This window comes from Pseudomonas sp. MF6767 (assembly GCF_016405475.1).
Taxonomy (GTDB): Bacteria; Pseudomonadota; Gammaproteobacteria; order Pseudomonadales; family Pseudomonadaceae; genus Aquipseudomonas; species Aquipseudomonas paracarnis.
The window spans coordinates 1-16,397 of record NZ_JAEKCY010000038.1; the positions used below are offsets into that span (position 1 = coordinate 1).

Here is a 16,397-nt window from a genome sequence, read left to right on the forward strand (position 1 = left end):
TAGGAACCGAGTGTTGGCTGCATGAAATACCCGTTTAAAAGGCTAGATCTGGTGCTCACTTAAATTTGAGTGCACACGATGTCTTGGCTTTGCGGGGCTGGGTAGATGACATGGCCGGACGGTTACGATCATCAAGACACCTCGACCGATTTATTGCATATGCTGGTCAACCTTTCTGTCATTCAGTTCACTGCTGAAGTCCTCGCCAAGCTTGGCGATGCGGTGCCGGCATCAGTTCGCCTTTTTCCCAGCGAGAGTCCCCTCTGGCTACAGCTGGTTCTGGTCGCAACCGTCCTCGATTTAAGCCTGTATGTCATGCATCGCATCAGCCATCGGGTGCATTGGCTGTGGCGTATGCACATGATTCATCACAGCGCTGATCGCCTTTATTGGATGAATGGGGAGCGCAGACATCCGCTGCATGCGGCGCTAATGGCCGGACCGGGGCTGGTGGTTCTGCTCGCCTCAGGTGCGCCGTCGGCCGTTATCGCGACTTGGTTCAGCATCTTGACCGTTCATTTAGCCTTCCAGCATTCGAACCTGGACTACTCGTTGGGCTGGTTACGCAACGTGATTGGAGTCGCCGAGACACATCGCTGGCACCATAAGCGAGAGTTCGAAGATGCCCAGGTCAACTTCGGAGAGTTTTTACTTATTTGGGATCACCTATTTGGAACCTTCTATGACGCAGCAAACAAGCTCGGTGATGCGCAGGTAGGGCTAAAAGAGCGAGACTTTCCAACAGGCTATCGTGCGCAGCTAATCGCGCCGTTTAGGCGCAAGCCTCAGAACCGTATGATCTGAAGTTGCGTACCACGAAACGCCTATTCGCGCATTTACTGCCATGTGTTGTAGGGTCGCGTAGTGACGAACGTCGTAGGGTATGAGGAAGGTATGTATCGAAATTAGGGAGTTTATGTCTTTCGCATAAACTCCCTAATTTCAATACATACGCTGTGCTCAGCACCCCATTCCCAGCACTTGCCCAAAACGAATGCGGCCATCACTTCGTTTCGCTGAGTCACAAAGTGTCCGGTTCGAAGCCGATCCAGCGCCCATCACCCTCGAATCGCTCTTGAAATCAAAGCAAATGGCCTTAAGATGATCTTATCTTGCCATCATCGTTTTTAATCATGGATGTTTCTCGGGGGTAGGTCGGAATGGCAGAACAAGAAGATGCTAAGCCCGCAAGCGGGCGCTTCAACACAAATGAAGAGACGAAGCGGATCGTATGGACACAGACCGCTGGTCATTGTGAACTGTGCGGTACGGATCTGACGTTCGACTATCGTGCTGGCAAGCCAATGAGATGGGGCGAAGTGGCGCATATTCTGCCCGCCAGTCCCAAAGGCCCTCGGGGACGCGCGGATCATGATGCTGAGGCGCACACTAACGATACCGCTAATCTGATGCTCCTGTGCCCAGGTTGTCATGACAAAATTGATCGTGATGCAGACGGGTATCCTGAAAATGATTTGAGTGGTTTACACCAAGCGTACCTGGAACGCATCCGACTCGCCGCAACGACCCCCGATGGTGGTAGAGCCATTCCTCTCATCGTCCTGAGTCAGCATTTCCAGACGATCAACGACATTCCCGTTCGCGATCTGTTGACTGCGATGTCGGCTGAAGGACTAACGGCCTTCGATCAAGGCATTAAAATCACTTTCCCTGCACCCGGACCGCGAGGTAGGGACGCGACCTATTGGCAGAACATCAAAGACAGTGTCCAGTATGAGTTGGAGCAGCAACTCAAGCGTCGCGGCGGCACCTACGGCGATGCGCCTGCACTAGCTGTAGTGGGCTTGGCCGATATCCCGGCATTGATGATGTTGGGCCAGGGTATCGGCGACCGTTCCAAACGCTTGATCTTCTCCTTCCACCGCGAGCATCGGTTGCGCTGGCCCGATCAGTCCGCTGAGCCGCCCGCTTTTTTGTTTACACCTCCCTCCGACGGCGACGGGCCACTGGCGCTTGTGCTCTCCATTTCTGCGCAAGTCCCGGTTCGCGACGTGACCGACGCTCTGCCCGGTGCACGTATTGCAGAGCTGTCGATCCCAGAACCAAGCTATGCGATGGTACAGAACCGTCGGGTGATTCATGCCTTTCGTGACGCACTTCAAATACGGCTGAGCCAGCTTGAAGCTCTGACTCCTGAACCGATCCACGTCTTCGCCGCTATTCCTGCGGCATTGGCCATCGAGTTTGGTGCGTTGCTCACAACGCAGCATCAACATACGTACCTGATCTTTGATCGGGACAAAGAAAACCAAGATCGGTTTACGCAAACGCTGCAATTGGGCTCGATAGCCCAGGAGGCTAGGTAAATGCTGTTGAGCAACGAACAGACCAAGCGCAACAGTTGGGAATATTTTCTGCTTCGCGCCGCGCGGGAAATCTCGCTGTCGGAAGCGCAGTACCAGAAAATCAATGACCGCTACTCCCAACTGGAAAAAATCCTCTCGGCCTCCGACAACCCGCTCCTCGCTGAGGCCCATATCTTCGTTCAAGGCTCGATGCGGCTGAAAACGACCATCAAGCCAATCCCCGGTGCGCCTGCGGATCTGGACACCATTGATGCGGACGCGATTATCTGGCTCCCTCACGCTCAAGGCGCTAGTGCGAAGGAAGTTCTAGAAGCGATTGAGCAGCGTTTTAGGGAAGGCTCCCGCGTTCAGGAAGAAGTTAAGCAATTACGTCGTGGCATCCGGATTGTTTATGCCGACGAGAATCCAGGCTTCCACATCGATGTCACCCCCGCACGTGCGATCAACGGAAATGGCGAAGCCAACGGCGAGGGTAAACTGGAGGTTCCGGATCGGGTCACAGGGTGGAAAGCAAGCAGCCCTATCCCGTACTCGAATTGGTTACAGGTTGCCTCTGCCCAGGAAATTTCTCTGGAAAGCTTGGTAGTTGCCAAAAGCCAGCGGATGCTCGATGCCGCGACACAAGATCCTTTGCCGCATTATCAGGATTACATCGATCAAGATCCCCTGCGTGCGACCATAAAGCTGCTCAAGCGGCATCGCGATGAATGGGCCATCAACACAAGGAGCGCTGATACTCGCCCCATATCCGCTGTCATAACCACTTTGGCCACTCACGCATACCTGGATGTCGTGAAGGAATCACAGTCGAAGCCTTTGGCTCCGCTCGATGCAATTTTGGAAATCGTTCGTAGAATGCCGCAGCACATCGCGCATAGAGGTAACGATTGCTTTGTCTGCAACCCTGCCGATAACGGCGAAAACTTTGCAGAAAAGTGGAATCGACCAGGCGAGGGGCAAGGCTATCGACAAGCATTTGCCAAGTGGCATGCGGACGCCAGTGCATCCGTATCATTGGGTTTGGAAAGTTTTGAATCCAATGATTCCTTTGCAGAAGCAGTGAAAAAGAATTTCGGTATTGCACCGGCATTCATTTCGGCAGTGAACAATGAGATCCCTGCGAATTGGACCATGCCCGGCCGACCGGATGGCACTACTCGAAACTCTGCTTCGATGGGTTCGCTCTTCGGAGGAGCCAGCGGTGGCGGAACCTCTCAGTCGAGCGTAAAGCCAGTTGGACGCCTTGGCTGATCCTATTACGACGCCATTGCAGCGCGGAATCGCCGCACTGCGAAATACCCTAGGTCAGGATGCTGCCGATGCGTTGCTCCAGCCCGCACCCATGCGGGCTGACGAAGCGGCGTCCTTTCACTTTCCCTTGCCCATCGATTACACGGGCCAGGAGCGGCGACTGCGTATTGGTTTTCCCTCCAACTTCCCCCGTGGGCTTTTGCGACTGAACGTCGAACCCTCTCCGTGGCTGGTCTGGCCGCATGCCACCAAGTCGGGGCTTTGCCTTCATGGCTTTCAGGAACGCCCCATTATGGGCTCCCCGGAGGTCGTTGTAGAGGACAGCCTTAATCGCCTAGCCCAGATCGTTTCGTTGTCCAAGATGGGATCAAGCCAGGCAACGCGCGATATCGAATTTCAGAATGAGATCACTACCTACTGGTCTTTCCAGCACGGTCAGTCATTCCAGAACCTCTTACTTTTGGATCGACCCCAGGCCGCCTCGCAATTGTTTGCGCTCAGCGATCCGCGCCGGGCTGTGCCATCCGGACAGGAAACGGTTTGGCTAGCATCGAACGTAGCTGCACTCAAAGGGCATTACCGACGGGTTGTCGGGCGCTCCGCTGTCATTCGCGCGGCCGAAACTCCCGGTTTTTACGTCAAGCTTCAGACCTATCCGGATATCCGCACCCCGGATCCAGAAGATCTAATGCTGTGGCTAACACCACATCTTCAACCAGACGATGCCGAGCAATTGCTGGCATGGTTTGAGCAGCATGGAACGTTGGCAAATCGATGGATTGTTCTAGAGCTTCCAGGGGGGACGGATGCTCCAACTTATTGCCTCAATGTACGCTCGCTTGGCGTACAGCAGGAGCGGGGGGCAAAGTTTGGCTTGCGTACAGCGCGCCGCAGGCCAGCGATCGCAAATGCACATCCTCCGGCGCTCGTCCGAGCAACTGCCCTGGACGTGCTTGATCGAGCGTCCATTCTGTCCCGCGATAAAAGCGGCACTGCACAGCGCCTTGAAAATGCTCGGGTAGTTTGCGTTGGTGTTGGCTCGCTAGGCAGTGCGGTGGCAATACAGTTGGCACGATCCGGTGTTGGCCACCTTACCCTCATCGATCCTGACACCTTGGTGTCAGCCAATCTGGGAAGGCATGTTCTGGGAGCGGATAGCCTAGGGAGATTGAAAGCGTCAGCGTTGAGGGACAAGATTCTGTTAGATCTCCCGACGACAGAATGCACCGCTTATTCGACATTCGCCGAAGTGGTGATGAGCAGCAAACCAGAAGTGTTCGATAATGCAGATCTGGTGGTGATTACGACAGCAGACTGGCAGTCGGAGGTCACTGTATGGCGAGCCAAATCCAGCGGCGTTCCTTGGGGGGTCTTACAAGCCTGGAGCGAACCGTACACCCAGGTAGGCCATGCGCTATTCGCACCAGCCGGCACCTTTGATGGCCGTCATCTATTCACGGACGTCGGCGATTTCTTGCATAAATTTACAGAGTGGCCGGGAGGGGGTGTGGTTCCATTGCCCGCTTGTGGGGAGAGCTTTATCCCAGGCGGCTCGCTGGGGATGACCAATATCGCCTCTATGGTTTCGCACACGGCCTTACGCGCATTGACCGGCAACATTGCCACTGCATCTTGGGTCAGCAGTATCTACAGGCCTGAAGATGTGCCGAGCCTGGGAGGCCAATACCATGGGCCCGAACTGCCAGATGGGGCGCAGCAAATTTTACTCGAGCGCGGATGGCCGGAAGATAAGGACGAAACGGTATGACGGATATTGCGTGGCGCTGGCGATGGCCGGAAGTTAATTCCGAGCTATTGGTGTCCCAAGCTGTCGCGGACATCTTGAATAGTCATCGGCAGGGCCTTTTTGGCGTGGAGCGAGGGGGACAGTTATTCGTCAATCCGGTTGATCCCAAAGGGTTGCTGCTGGCCTCGGCCACGTTGCCTCATCGCGCTGATCGGTCAGGCTGGTCTTGGCTAGAATTGGATGCGGAGCGATGCCGTCTGGAGATCCAGGCTGCCAACGAACAAGGGTTACGTCTAGTGGGCTATTGGCATACGCATCCCCAATCCATTCCAGTGATATCTCCGGCAGACATCGGAAGTTTTTCCAAATTTGCTGCACGTTACACGCAGGATCTGCCGCACCCCATAGCAGTTATTGTCGGCAAGTCCGAAAAACCAGAAGGTATCAAGGCTTGGTCATTCAGGGACGGCAGATACATTGAGGCAACCTGGGTCGGATGAGCTTCAAGTCCGTGCGGTGGAAGGCGGATCAGCGGTTACCTTTACCCGCTAACATTAGGGCGAAGAGCTCCGCCTGAAAGCGGGCATCATCCAATGCGTTATGGTTGGGTTCGCTGATTGGCTTCAGCGCAGCGGTCATTTTGGATGATTTTGTTTCCTGCCAATTGCAACCTACAGCGCCCATAAAGTAGGCCTTCATGTCGATAGCTGTGAAACCAAAGGGGTTGGTTTCCAAATATTTGTGGAAGTAGTAATTGACGAATGACCAGTCAAACGGTGCGTTTAGCCCTACGAAAATGACCTTCTGCCCCGTTTGGCAGGACGATTTCAGCCATTCACTAAGTGTCAGCATCGCCTCTCGCGGAGCGAGGCCCTCGTGCTCCAGCTTTTCCAGACTCAACCCCGATACTGCCAGTGCTTCTGGATCGTGTTTTGGGCTATCAGGTCGCAGTTCAAGATAGATGGACATTGCAGGTTGGTTTACAAGGCAAGCTCCAATGGAAAGCAGACTGTATTCGCCTGGTATAGGCCCAGACGTCTCGACGTCGACGGAAACATATAGCTCATCAGCGTTCATGTCATATCCTTTTCGTGTAATTGCCTGATCACGCCACCAGCGTATTGCGCGTTCCTTTGGTCAGCTCTGCGCCCGAGCATAATGATGTGTGTCATTCTCTGATGGCTTTGATGAGGGCCAGGCGATCATGAGTGAAACTGAGCGGTGGGTAGCCAAATGCCAGAGTACTGAGGACGGTACTGGCGACATCATCATTGAGCTGCCTCCAGAGTTGCTTGACCAAATGGGGCTAGGTATTGGGGACGATATGGAGCTAACGGTAGCGAATGGCACAATAGTGCTAACGCCCATGCACAACGTAACATCGGTGCTGCCCATGTTTGCTGGCATCCTGCGACAGGATGTCTATCATGCTTACCGCATGCGTCTGGAGGCCCTTCTTGATATCTCTGTCAATGCTTCGTGTCTGGACATTCACCACATGATAGTAGCTGGATTCCCGGCCAGTCTGGTCCATGTGCTGTGTGATGGTGGGACCCTTAGCAATGAAGAACGCGACAGAATCGTTCAACCCAAAGCGCTCAAAACAAGGTTGGCAGCCAATCAGCTCTTGACGCTGCATGAGAGCGATCGCCTGTTCCGGTTTGCACACATCAGCGCCTTGGCCGAGGTGATCTTCGGTGACAAAGGCAAGGCCAAACAATGGCTTTCCAAGCCCAAAGCCCGTTTTTTGGGTGAAAGCCCATCAGCGATGGTCACTACAACCATTGGCACACATCTAGTCGAAGAAATGCTGATTCAGGTGTCTGAGGGCCTTTCATTCTAGTTCCACCGCAGCCGAGTGGAACCAACCCTAAGTAATTATGCGAGCACAGCACGCATTGCTAAGGCGGCGCGCTCCATTAAAGTCGGGCGCTACAGAATTGAATATTTTTCTCGCCGACCTTCAGATAGCGCGCTGATCCGTGCTGCGTCAAAAGGTAACTGAAAAAATAATGCAGGCTTAATGCTGATGGGCTTACATCGTGCGTTATTAAGCGGCTCGCATGCGCTAGCTGAAAGCCAGCGTTAATTAATTGTTCGCGCCAATTCTGACGGCTACACTCCAACCCCATGAAACGCTACCTGCGGTTTTGTCTTATTTTCTTGATCAGCCTGGCGCTTCCCCTCAGCGGGATGGCGGGGGTGCAGGCACCGACAGAACCGTGCCCGATGAAAGCCACGGGCATGGCGATGATGGACGACATGGGCATGGATTGTTGCAATGACATGAAGAGCCCGACCGAGCATGGGAAACCCTGCAAACCGGGTCAGGAGTGCAAGACGGGCGGGATGCTACAAGTTTCGATCGTCAAGCCGCCCGTGACTCTGTTCAGCCCCGTCGTGCTGGCCTTTTCCAGCGATTCCGTTCCTTTGTCCACCCCATCCGGTGTATGGCGACCGCCCCGCGTCTGATTCCTGTCCGTTATTGAACCTCATCCTGTTTTTAACGGGATGGCATGGCTGTGCGCAGGCCTTTTGAAGCGCTCAGCGGATCATCGCAGGAATCGCAAACATGAACCCCAAGTGCTTTTGCACAGGTTGGTCCCTAGTGGCCGGTCTGGCGGCAAGCGTACTGGCCTTGCCGAGCTTCGCTACCTCGCTGACGCTCGAAGAGGCCTTGCGGCTGGCCGAAAACACCGCGCCGTCGCTGTCTGCACAGGATGCAAAGATTCAGGCTGCCAGCAGTGCGGCCATTCCAGCGGGTGAGCTACCTGACCCGAAGCTGCTCGCTGGTCTGCAGAACTATCCCATCGGCGGCCCAGATCGCTGGAGCGTCAATGATGACTTCATGACCATGCAAATGGTCGGGGTCAGGCAAGACATGCCCAATAGTGACAAGCGCAGGGCGCGGATCGAGGTTGCGAACGCAGGGGTTGAGCGTGCCGCTGCCGAGCGTCAGGTCGAACGCCTGAACGTGCGCCAAGCCACGGCGCTGGCTTGGATCAGCAGCTATTCAATAGAGCGCAAAGACGCGCTGTTCCAGGACTTCTACAAGGAGAACCGCTTGCTGAGCGACACCGTCCGCGCGCAAATTGCCGGCGGTCGCGCACAACCGGCCGATGCCGTGACACCGAAGCAGGAAGCGGCGCAACTGGCCGAGCAGCAAGACGATCTGATACGCCAGCGTGCTCAAGCGCGCGCGGCGCTGAAACGCTGGGTTGGTCCGGCCGCCAACGCAACGCCGGCGGGAAGTCTTCCGCAGTGGCCGATCGATACGTCAGGCTTGCCCCATAAACTGCAACATCATCCCGAGCTGGCCGCGTACGGGCCGATGACCCGTGAAGCGCAAGCCAAGGTGCGCGAGGCGCAGGCGGAGAAAAAGTCCGACTGGAGTTGGGAGGTGGATTATCAGCACCGTGATCGGCAGTTCGGCGACATGGTCAGCGTGCAACTTTCCTGGGATCTGCCGTTGTTTCCGCAGACCCGGCAAAACCCAAAAATTGCCGCACGAGAAGCCGAAGTCAACCAACTCGAATCCGAGCGCGAAGCCTTGTCACGCGAGCATACCGAGCAACTGGAAAGTGTACTGGCTGACTATGAACGGCTCAATCGTGCGGTCCAGCGCAATGCGCAAAGTCTGCTGCCGCTGGCCAAAGAAAAAGTCGAACTCAGCATGGCCAGCTACCGCGCCGGTAAAGGCGATTTGAATGCGGTTGTCGCCGCCCGACGTGAACTCATCGAGGCTCGCCTCAAACAAGTCGAAGTGGAGGAACAGCGAGCACTGATCAATGCACGACTGTATTTTGCGTATGGAGAGGTCAGCCAATGAGCCTTAAAAAGAGTGGGGTTTTGCTGGCAGGCGTTGCAATGGCAGTGGGCATCGCCGGTGGTTACTGGCTAGCACTTCAACGCGTCAGCGAAGTACGGGGCGCTTCGCCTGAGCAAAATCAAAACGCACCAAATGAACGCAAAGCCATGTACTGGTATGACCCGATGTACCCCCAACAGAAGTTCGACAAACCGGGTAAATCGCCGTTCATGGACATGCAGCTGGTTCCGCAATACGCCAGTGGCGGCAACGATCAAGCGACGATCAGCATCGATCCGAGCGTGGCGCAGAATCTCGGTCTGCGCTCGGCGATGGTCAGCCGTGGAGTGTTTGCATCCAGCCTTGATGTGAGTGGCATCCTCGGCTTTAACGAACGGGATGTTGCGGTTATCCAGGCTCGTACTCCAGGCTTTGTAGAGCGGGTCTACGCCCATGCACCCGGTGATCTGCTCAAAGCCAATGCGGCGCTGGCGGATATTCTGGTGCCCGAGTGGGCGGCGGCTCAGACTGAGTTCCTGGCCCTGAAAAATAACGGTGATCACGACTTGCTCGCCGCTGCGCGGCAGCGCTTACTGCTTAGTGGAATGCCGCCGGGAGTGATTGCCCAGGTCGAACGTAGCGGTAAGGTCCAACCTTATCTGACTTTGACCAGCCCGATTGGCGGGGTGCTGCAAGAGCTCAACCTGCGCATAGGCATGACCGTCGCGGCAGGCGAGACACTGGCGCGAGTCAATGGTCTGAGCAGTGTCTGGCTGGCGGTGTCCGTTCCTGAATCCGACGCGGGTACCATCGCCGAGGGGCAAAAGGTCGAGGCGCAGTTGCCGGCCTTCCCTGCGACCAAGGTCAATGGCACTGTCAGCACAATTCTGCCGGACACCAATGCGGACAGCCGCACCCTGCGCGTACGGGTCGAACTACCCAATCCAGACGGTCGCCTAAAGCCCGGTTTGACGGCGCAAGTGCGCTTGAGCAGCTCAACTGAGCAGGGTGTGTTGTGGGTGCCGAGCGAGGCCGTCATTCGCACCGGTCGACGTGCCTTGGTGATGCTAGCCGAAGATGCTGGCCGATATCGCCCCGTTGAAGTGCAGCTCGGGCAGGAAAGCAGTGGCAAGACAGTAATTGTTAAAGGTCTGGATGAAGGTCAGAAGGTAGTTACCTCGGGCCAATTTCTGCTCGATTCGGAGGCCAGTTTAAAGGGTATCGTGGCCAGTTCAGCAGACGTACCACCCCGTATCGCAGCAGCCTCAGGTCTGCATGAGGCGGACGGGCAGATCGTCGAAATCGACGATAAAGAAGTCACACTCGCCCACGGCCCCTTCAAGACACTGGGCATGCCGGGCATGACGATGACGTTTCCACTTGCCAATCCTACCCTGATTCAGGGTCTGAAAACGGGCGACAAGGTTCGGGTCGCGGTGAGCCAAACCGACGATGGATTGCGTGTCGAACGTCTAGATAAAACGGGAGGTCAGCCATGATCGCTGCCCTCATCCGTTGGTCTGTTGCCAACCGCTTTTTGGTGCTGTTGGCGACACTTTTCGTCACAGCTTGGGGCATCTGGTCAGTTCAGAACACACCCATCGATGCACTACCGGATCTCTCCGATGTACAGGTGATCATCCGTACCCCTTATCCGGGACAAGCACCGCAGATTGTCGAGAATCAGGTCACCTATCCGCTGGCCACCACCATGCTTTCAGTACCTGGAGCCAAGACCGTGCGCGGGTATTCCTTCTTCGGCGACAGCTTTGTTTACGTGCTGTTTGAAGATGGTACCGACTTGTACTGGGCTCGCTCTCGGGTGCTGGAGTATTTGAGTCAAATACAAAGCCGGTTGCCAGCCAGCGCAAAGCCCGCATTGGGGCCGGACGCAACGGGAGTGGGCTGGATCTATCAGTACGCACTGGTGGATCGCACTGGTGGGCACGATCTCGCGCAACTTCGTGCGCTTCAAGATTGGTTCCTGAAGTTTGAACTCAAGACGCTGCCCAATGTTGCGGAAGTGGCCACCGTGGGCGGCATGGTCAAGCAATACCAAGTACAGCTCGATCCGCTCAAGATGGCCAATCTCGGGATCACTCAGGCACAGGTGACTGAAGCCATCGGCAAGGCCAATCAGGAAACCGGTGGTGCTGTGCTGGAAATGGCCGAAACCGAGTTTATCGTGCGAGCTTCGGGTTATCTAAAGACACTCAACGATTTTCGGACGATCCCGCTGAAGTTGGAATCAGGCGGTGTGCCTGTAAGCCTTGGCGATGTCGCCACGATTCAGCTTGGGCCGGAAATGAGACGAGGCATCACTGAACTTGACGGGGAAGGCGAGACCGTCGGTGGCGTAGTGATTTTGCGCAGCGGTAAGAATGCTCGCGAGACCATTACGGCGGTGAAGAGCAAACTGGATGAGTTGAAAAGCAGTCTCCCAGCAGGCGTAGAAATCGTAACAACCTACGATCGCAGCAAGCTGATCGACCGCGCAATAGACAACCTCAGTTACAAGCTGCTGGAAGAGTTCATCGTCGTTGCCCTGGTGTGCGGGATCTTCCTCTGGCACCTGCGCTCATCCTTGGTGGCAATCATTTCGCTACCTGTGGGGGTGTTGATTGCATTCATTGTCATGCGATATCAGGGCATCAACGCCAACATCATGTCCTTGGGTGGGATCGCTATCGCTATCGGTGCCATGGTCGATGCCGCAGTGGTGATGATTGAAAATGCACACAAGAAAATAGAATTCTGGCACACCTCTCATCCTGGGCAGGAGTTGAAGGGTGAGCAGCATTGGCATGTGATGACCGATGCAGCGGCCGAGGTCGGCCCCGCGCTTTTCTTTTGTCTGTTGATCATCACTCTCTCGTTCATTCCGGTGTTCACATTGGAGGCTCAGGAAGGAAGATTGTTTGGCCCACTGGCGTTTACCAAGACCTACGCCATGGCGGCAGCGGCGGGATTGTCGGTGACGTTGGTGCCGGTGCTGATGGGTTATTGGATTCGGGGACGAATTCCGAGTGAGCAACATAACCCTTTAAACCGCTGGTTGATACGGATCTACCAACCCGCGTTGGACGCAGTTCTGCGCCGTCCGAAAACTACTCTGCTGGTGGCGCTGTTGGTATTTGTCAGTGCGCTATGGCCAATGTTTCGCTTGGGTGGGGAGTTCCTTCCACCACTGGACGAAGGGGATCTGCTCTACATGCCTTCAGCCCTGCCGGGGTTGTCGGTGCAGAAGGCTGCACAACTGCTGCAACAGACCGATCGCCTAATCAAAACAGTCCCTGAAGTTGAACACGTTTTCGGCAAGGCCGGTCGTGCTGAGACCGCTACTGATCCAGCGCCGTTGGAAATGTTTGAAACCACGATTCAGTTCAAACCGCATGAGCAATGGCGCCCAGGCATGACCCAGGAAAAATTGGTGGAGGAGCTGGACCGCGTGGTACGCGTGCCTGGCTTGACCAATATTTGGATACCCCCGATTCGCAACCGCATCGACATGCTGGCCACAGGGATCAAAAGTCCCATCGGGGTGAAAGTTGCCGGCACTAACCTGACGGAAATCGATTCGGTCACCCAGGCGGTTGAAAAGGCAGCCAAAAATGTGCCCGGTGTCAGCTCCGCGTTGGCCGAGCGCCTGACCGGTGGCCGCTACATCGATGTGGATATCGATCGTAATGCAGCCGCCCGCTACGGCATGAATATCGCTGATGTGCAGTCCATCGTGGCTGGTGCTATCGGAGGCGAAAATATCGGGGAGACCATTGAGGGGCTCGCACGTTTTCCGATCAGCGTCCGTTATCCGCGAGAGTGGCGTGACTCACCGGGAGCCTTGGAACAATTGCCCATTTACACATCGTCAGGCATCCAGATCACCCTCGGTACTGTGGCAAAAATAAAAATCACTGACGGTCCACCAATGCTCAAGAGCGAGAACGCGCGGCCTTCGGGCTGGGTATACATCGATGTGCGTGGTCGGGACATTGCCTCCGTGGTCGCCGATCTTCGTCAGGTCGTCAATCAACAGGTCAAGTTGCAGCCTGGTATGAGCCTGAGCTACTCGGGGCAGTTCGAGTTTCTCGAAAGAGCTAACGCACGACTAAAGCTGGTCGTACCGGCCACGCTATTGATCATCTTCGTGCTGCTTTACCTGACATTTGCTCGATTCGATGAGGCCCTGTTGATCATGGCCACACTCCCTTTTGCTCTCACCGGAGGGGCATGGTTCCTCTATTTGCTCGGTTTCAATCTGTCGGTGGCAACGGGGGTCGGCTTCATCGCACTGGCCGGGGTTTCTGCAGAGTTCGGCGTGATCATGCTGCTCTACCTGAAGAATGCTTGGGCTGAACGTGTGGACCTTGGCGATAACTCTGAACATGCACTAGTGGCGTCGATTCGTGAAGGCGCTGTGCAGCGGGTGCGTCCCAAAGCTATGACTGTGGCTGTCATCATCGCGGGCCTGTTGCCCATACTGTTGGGCAGTGGTACCGGCAGCGAAGTGATGAGCCGAATTGCCGCGCCAATGGTCGGCGGCATGGTAACTGCGCCCTTGCTTTCCCTGTTTGTCATCCCGGCGGCCTATCGCTTAATGCGTCGTCGAAATCTACCTAGCAAACCCGTAACTCTGAAAGGAAATGTCGTATGAAACTGACCCTTATTACAGTTGCCAGCACTGCGGTTGTGCTCTCTTTCGCTGCCCATGCACAAGACACGTCAGCAATGAAAATGGACGGTATGGAAGGCATGGAAATGAAGCAGGAATCAAAGCAGATGGCTGTCGCCGATGCCGAGGGCACGATCAAGGCCATTGATCCTGCGAAGCATACCGTGACACTCGCTCACGGTGCCGTCCCAGCTGTTCAATGGCCGCCGATGACCATGGCCTTTTCCGTGTCGGATGACCAATTGGCAGGGTTGAAAGTAGGAGATCGTGTGTCATTCACCTTTCGGGTCGAAGGAGGTAAAGGAACGATTGTTTCCATAAAAAAATGAGTTACTAATGCTGTCGGTTACCTGCACGCATCGTCACGCTGGTAACCGCGCTGTTCCAAGCGAAGCTCACGGATCTAACGCGACATTCTAAAGGGCTGAAAACCCGGCAAGTGGCAGCCCTTCAAACACGATTCTTTACGGGGCAGCAAAGAAAGACATGAACTACAAAGTGAGGGTTGCGACATCTGATGACGCATCTGCCGTCCAGGCCATCTATGCGCCAATGGTTTTGGACACAGTCATCTCGTTCGAGTTGATACCACCGACGGTTGATGAGATGGCAGCACGAATAGCCGCAACACTGCAGATATATCCCTTTCTGGTAGCAGAGGTAGAAGGCAAGGTCGTTGGATACGCTTACGCAGGTCAGCATCGAGCCAGGGAAGCTTATCGCTGGTCGGTAGACGTCACCGTCTATATCGACCCTGCGGTACACAGAAAAGGACTTGGTCGTGCGCTTTATCAGCGACTTCTACCGCTCCTCGAAAAACAGGGGTTTCATGCAGCCTATGCCGGCATTGCCTTACCTAACGCAGGAAGCATAGGTATCCATGAAGCGCTCGGATTTACCCACATCGGCACCTACCCCGAAGTTGGGTACAAGCACAGCCAGTGGCATAGCGTGGGCTACTGGCGCAAACCGCTGTGTGCGGTGACGCCGCCTAAAGAAATCATCCCGTTCATTGAGGTAGAGGGAGTGTAAAGGTGAAGGGTGAGATGACATTGCTGCTATTCGTCGGCATTGAAACCAGGCGGTTCACTTGGAGCTATGCTGATTGATGATTCTCGTTCGAGTCGGTGTATTGATCGACTGGAGGAACGGATGAATTTGGCTGATTTTATCTCAGTGCTTTCCGCAGGTGAGGAAATAGGCGGGTGCCAACTCGCCAATTCAGATGCTGTGGCACTCGCCAATCTGCATTTTCCTTTCCGTGCCTATTGTCTTGTTTCTGAATGGGCGATATTGGACCTCGACGTCACAACGTCTCAGCGGCAAGCGATCGTCGATAGAGAGCTAATCCCTGCTCTGGTTTACGCTTTAACCGTTATCCAAGACAGCAGAGGCCGCTTCCAACCTGGCGATTGGGTCAGAACAACGTTGGGGGTTTCCTTCACTCACGCGTGCTTATTTGAGACGAAAAATACGGTTTATGTGCTTATGGGCGCCGGCCGTAGGGTGAGCACAGACCTAAACATCGCATTGAGCTTGTGTTGAAGGCCTCAGCTTATGCGATCCCCCTTCATGACTGCTTACATTAACTGTTCGTGTCAAACTATGTTGTGAAAAGCCGGACCCTGTATTTGAAGCTCAGTCCATCTGTGTCAGTCTATATTGCTGTTGTCTCTACCCCGAGTCGTCGTACAGACCCCGATTTACGCGAGGTGCTGTGTCAAACTATGTTGTTGTTAACCAGCGGCAGATGAACCAGCTCGAAAAAACCATTGTTGACTCAGCGCGTACCCAGCTCATTGAGCTACGGCACGCTCTGGCGGAGTCGGAAGGGTTTGAACATGGCAGATGAACTGGATGATCTGAGCGCCGACGAACTGGCGATTATTGACCTCAAGTCCTTGACCCCGGAACTGGCAAAGCAGATTGTACTTTTCCGCAAATACGATGAAGGGGAGCTGACTGCCCGTGAGTATTTGCAAGCAGTGGCATCCCTTCGATCAAATCGACCCAGTGGCAGCGTGCCAGATTCGGCCCCTGCGAAAAAGCTGACTGGCTTAGTTCCTATAGCAGCGATTGCCGCTATTGCCTTCGCTGTTGGTCTAGCAGTGGGGCCGTGGGCTTCAAAGAAGGTCTACGGATATTCCTCTGTGGAAGAGTGCCTGCTTGATGCGAAGAATCGTTATCAGGCGAGCGCATGTGACGAATTGTTTCCACGAACGGCCAAATAGACGCTGAACACTATCGGGGCGATAGCCTGAAAATTAGGCTCAAGTAATCACGGAAACGCGGCTACCGCGCCCAGGGCTTCCGTGCTACATGATCATTTTTTTGTGAGCTGGAGCGGAAAATGGATGAGATTTCGTTGGAGCAAGATGGTGTCCACTGCACAGCTGAGTACGAGGTACATGGTGAGGAGCTGTATGTGTATCTGCCTGACGGTGAATGCCGCCAGACGACATTGAATGAATCGCCCCTAGTTTCGTAGACACCTCCAAGCCTTAAAATGAGGCCCATTAGGAGGTGCCATGAGCAACCAGCGATATCCCGAAGAATTCAAAATCCAGGCGGTCAAACAAGTGACCGAAAAGA

Annotated in this window: 15 protein-coding genes; 14 read left to right on the forward strand and 1 reads right to left on the reverse strand. The window is 54.9% G+C overall.

What is annotated here, in order from left to right; genetic code table 11:
• Positions 1-105 precede the first annotated feature (105 nt).
• The 5 genes from JFT58_RS29640 (at position 106) to JFT58_RS29660 (ending at position 5,825) form a co-directional block, all read left to right on the forward strand.
• Positions 106-804 carry a sterol desaturase family protein gene (locus JFT58_RS29640; RefSeq protein ID WP_198834852.1) on the forward strand — a complete coding sequence of 233 codons (699 nt, stop codon included), beginning with the start codon at positions 106-108 and terminating at the stop codon, positions 802-804.
• Positions 805-1,160: 356 nt separating this feature from the next.
• Positions 1,161-2,327, forward strand: coding sequence for an SAVED domain-containing protein (locus JFT58_RS29645; protein ID WP_034115613.1), 1,167 nt, complete (start codon positions 1,161-1,163; stop codon positions 2,325-2,327).
• Positions 2,328-3,578, forward strand: a complete 1,251-nt coding sequence (locus JFT58_RS29650) for a nucleotidyltransferase domain-containing protein (RefSeq protein WP_041476534.1) — start codon at positions 2,328-2,330, stop codon at positions 3,576-3,578.
• Entirely contained in the window at positions 3,562-5,346 is a 1,785-nt protein-coding gene (locus tag JFT58_RS29655) for a HesA/MoeB/ThiF family protein (RefSeq protein ID WP_034115511.1), read from the forward strand. The genes JFT58_RS29650 and JFT58_RS29655 overlap by 17 nt, the downstream gene beginning before the upstream one ends.
• Entirely contained in the window at positions 5,343-5,825 is a 483-nt protein-coding gene (locus JFT58_RS29660; protein ID WP_019816998.1) for a Mov34/MPN/PAD-1 family protein, read from the forward strand. Before JFT58_RS29655 ends, JFT58_RS29660 begins: the two co-directional genes overlap by 4 nt.
• 28 nt (positions 5,826-5,853) lie before the next feature.
• Here the strand turns inward: JFT58_RS29660 and JFT58_RS29665 are convergent, their stop codons facing one another.
• A complete protein-coding gene (locus JFT58_RS29665) occupies positions 5,854-6,402 on the reverse strand; it encodes a 3'-5' exonuclease (protein WP_019816999.1) in 549 nt (182 codons plus the stop codon).
• A gap of 88 nt (positions 6,403-6,490) precedes the next feature.
• Between JFT58_RS29665 and JFT58_RS29670 the strand changes: the two genes are divergently transcribed.
• From JFT58_RS29670 to JFT58_RS29710, 9 genes are all read left to right on the forward strand, one after another.
• Positions 6,491-7,168: an antitoxin Xre/MbcA/ParS toxin-binding domain-containing protein gene (locus JFT58_RS29670; RefSeq protein ID WP_332875140.1), complete on the forward strand. Its 678-nt coding sequence runs from the start codon at positions 6,491-6,493 to the stop codon at positions 7,166-7,168.
• 287 nt (positions 7,169-7,455) lie between these two features.
• Positions 7,456-7,797: a hypothetical protein gene (locus tag JFT58_RS29675; RefSeq protein WP_034115510.1), complete on the forward strand. Its 342-nt coding sequence runs from the start codon at positions 7,456-7,458 to the stop codon at positions 7,795-7,797.
• A 100-nt stretch (positions 7,798-7,897) separates the two neighbouring features.
• Complete coding sequence (locus JFT58_RS29680; protein WP_019817002.1) at positions 7,898-9,154, forward strand: TolC family protein; 1,257 nt, start codon at positions 7,898-7,900, stop codon at positions 9,152-9,154.
• Positions 9,151-10,632: an efflux RND transporter periplasmic adaptor subunit gene (locus JFT58_RS29685; protein ID WP_198834853.1), complete on the forward strand. Its 1,482-nt coding sequence runs from the start codon at positions 9,151-9,153 to the stop codon at positions 10,630-10,632. Before JFT58_RS29680 ends, JFT58_RS29685 begins: the two co-directional genes overlap by 4 nt.
• Positions 10,629-13,787 carry an efflux RND transporter permease subunit gene (locus JFT58_RS29690; protein ID WP_054916986.1) on the forward strand — a complete coding sequence of 1,053 codons (3,159 nt, stop codon included), beginning with the start codon at positions 10,629-10,631 and terminating at the stop codon, positions 13,785-13,787. The genes JFT58_RS29685 and JFT58_RS29690 overlap by 4 nt, the downstream gene beginning before the upstream one ends.
• A complete protein-coding gene (locus JFT58_RS29695; protein WP_054916984.1) occupies positions 13,784-14,134 on the forward strand; it encodes a copper-binding protein in 351 nt (116 codons plus the stop codon). The genes JFT58_RS29690 and JFT58_RS29695 overlap by 4 nt, the downstream gene beginning before the upstream one ends.
• Before the next feature lie 157 nt (positions 14,135-14,291).
• Entirely contained in the window at positions 14,292-14,837 is a 546-nt protein-coding gene (locus JFT58_RS29700) for an arsinothricin resistance N-acetyltransferase ArsN1 family B (protein WP_034115506.1), read from the forward strand.
• Between the two features lie 120 nt (positions 14,838-14,957).
• A complete protein-coding gene (locus JFT58_RS29705) occupies positions 14,958-15,350 on the forward strand; it encodes a DUF6957 family protein (protein ID WP_034115505.1) in 393 nt (130 codons plus the stop codon).
• Positions 15,351-15,646: 296 nt separating this feature from the next.
• Positions 15,647-16,036 (forward strand): hypothetical protein, encoded by a 390-nt coding sequence (locus tag JFT58_RS29710; protein WP_034113360.1) that lies wholly within the window; start codon positions 15,647-15,649, stop codon positions 16,034-16,036.
• Positions 16,037-16,397 lie beyond the last annotated feature (361 nt).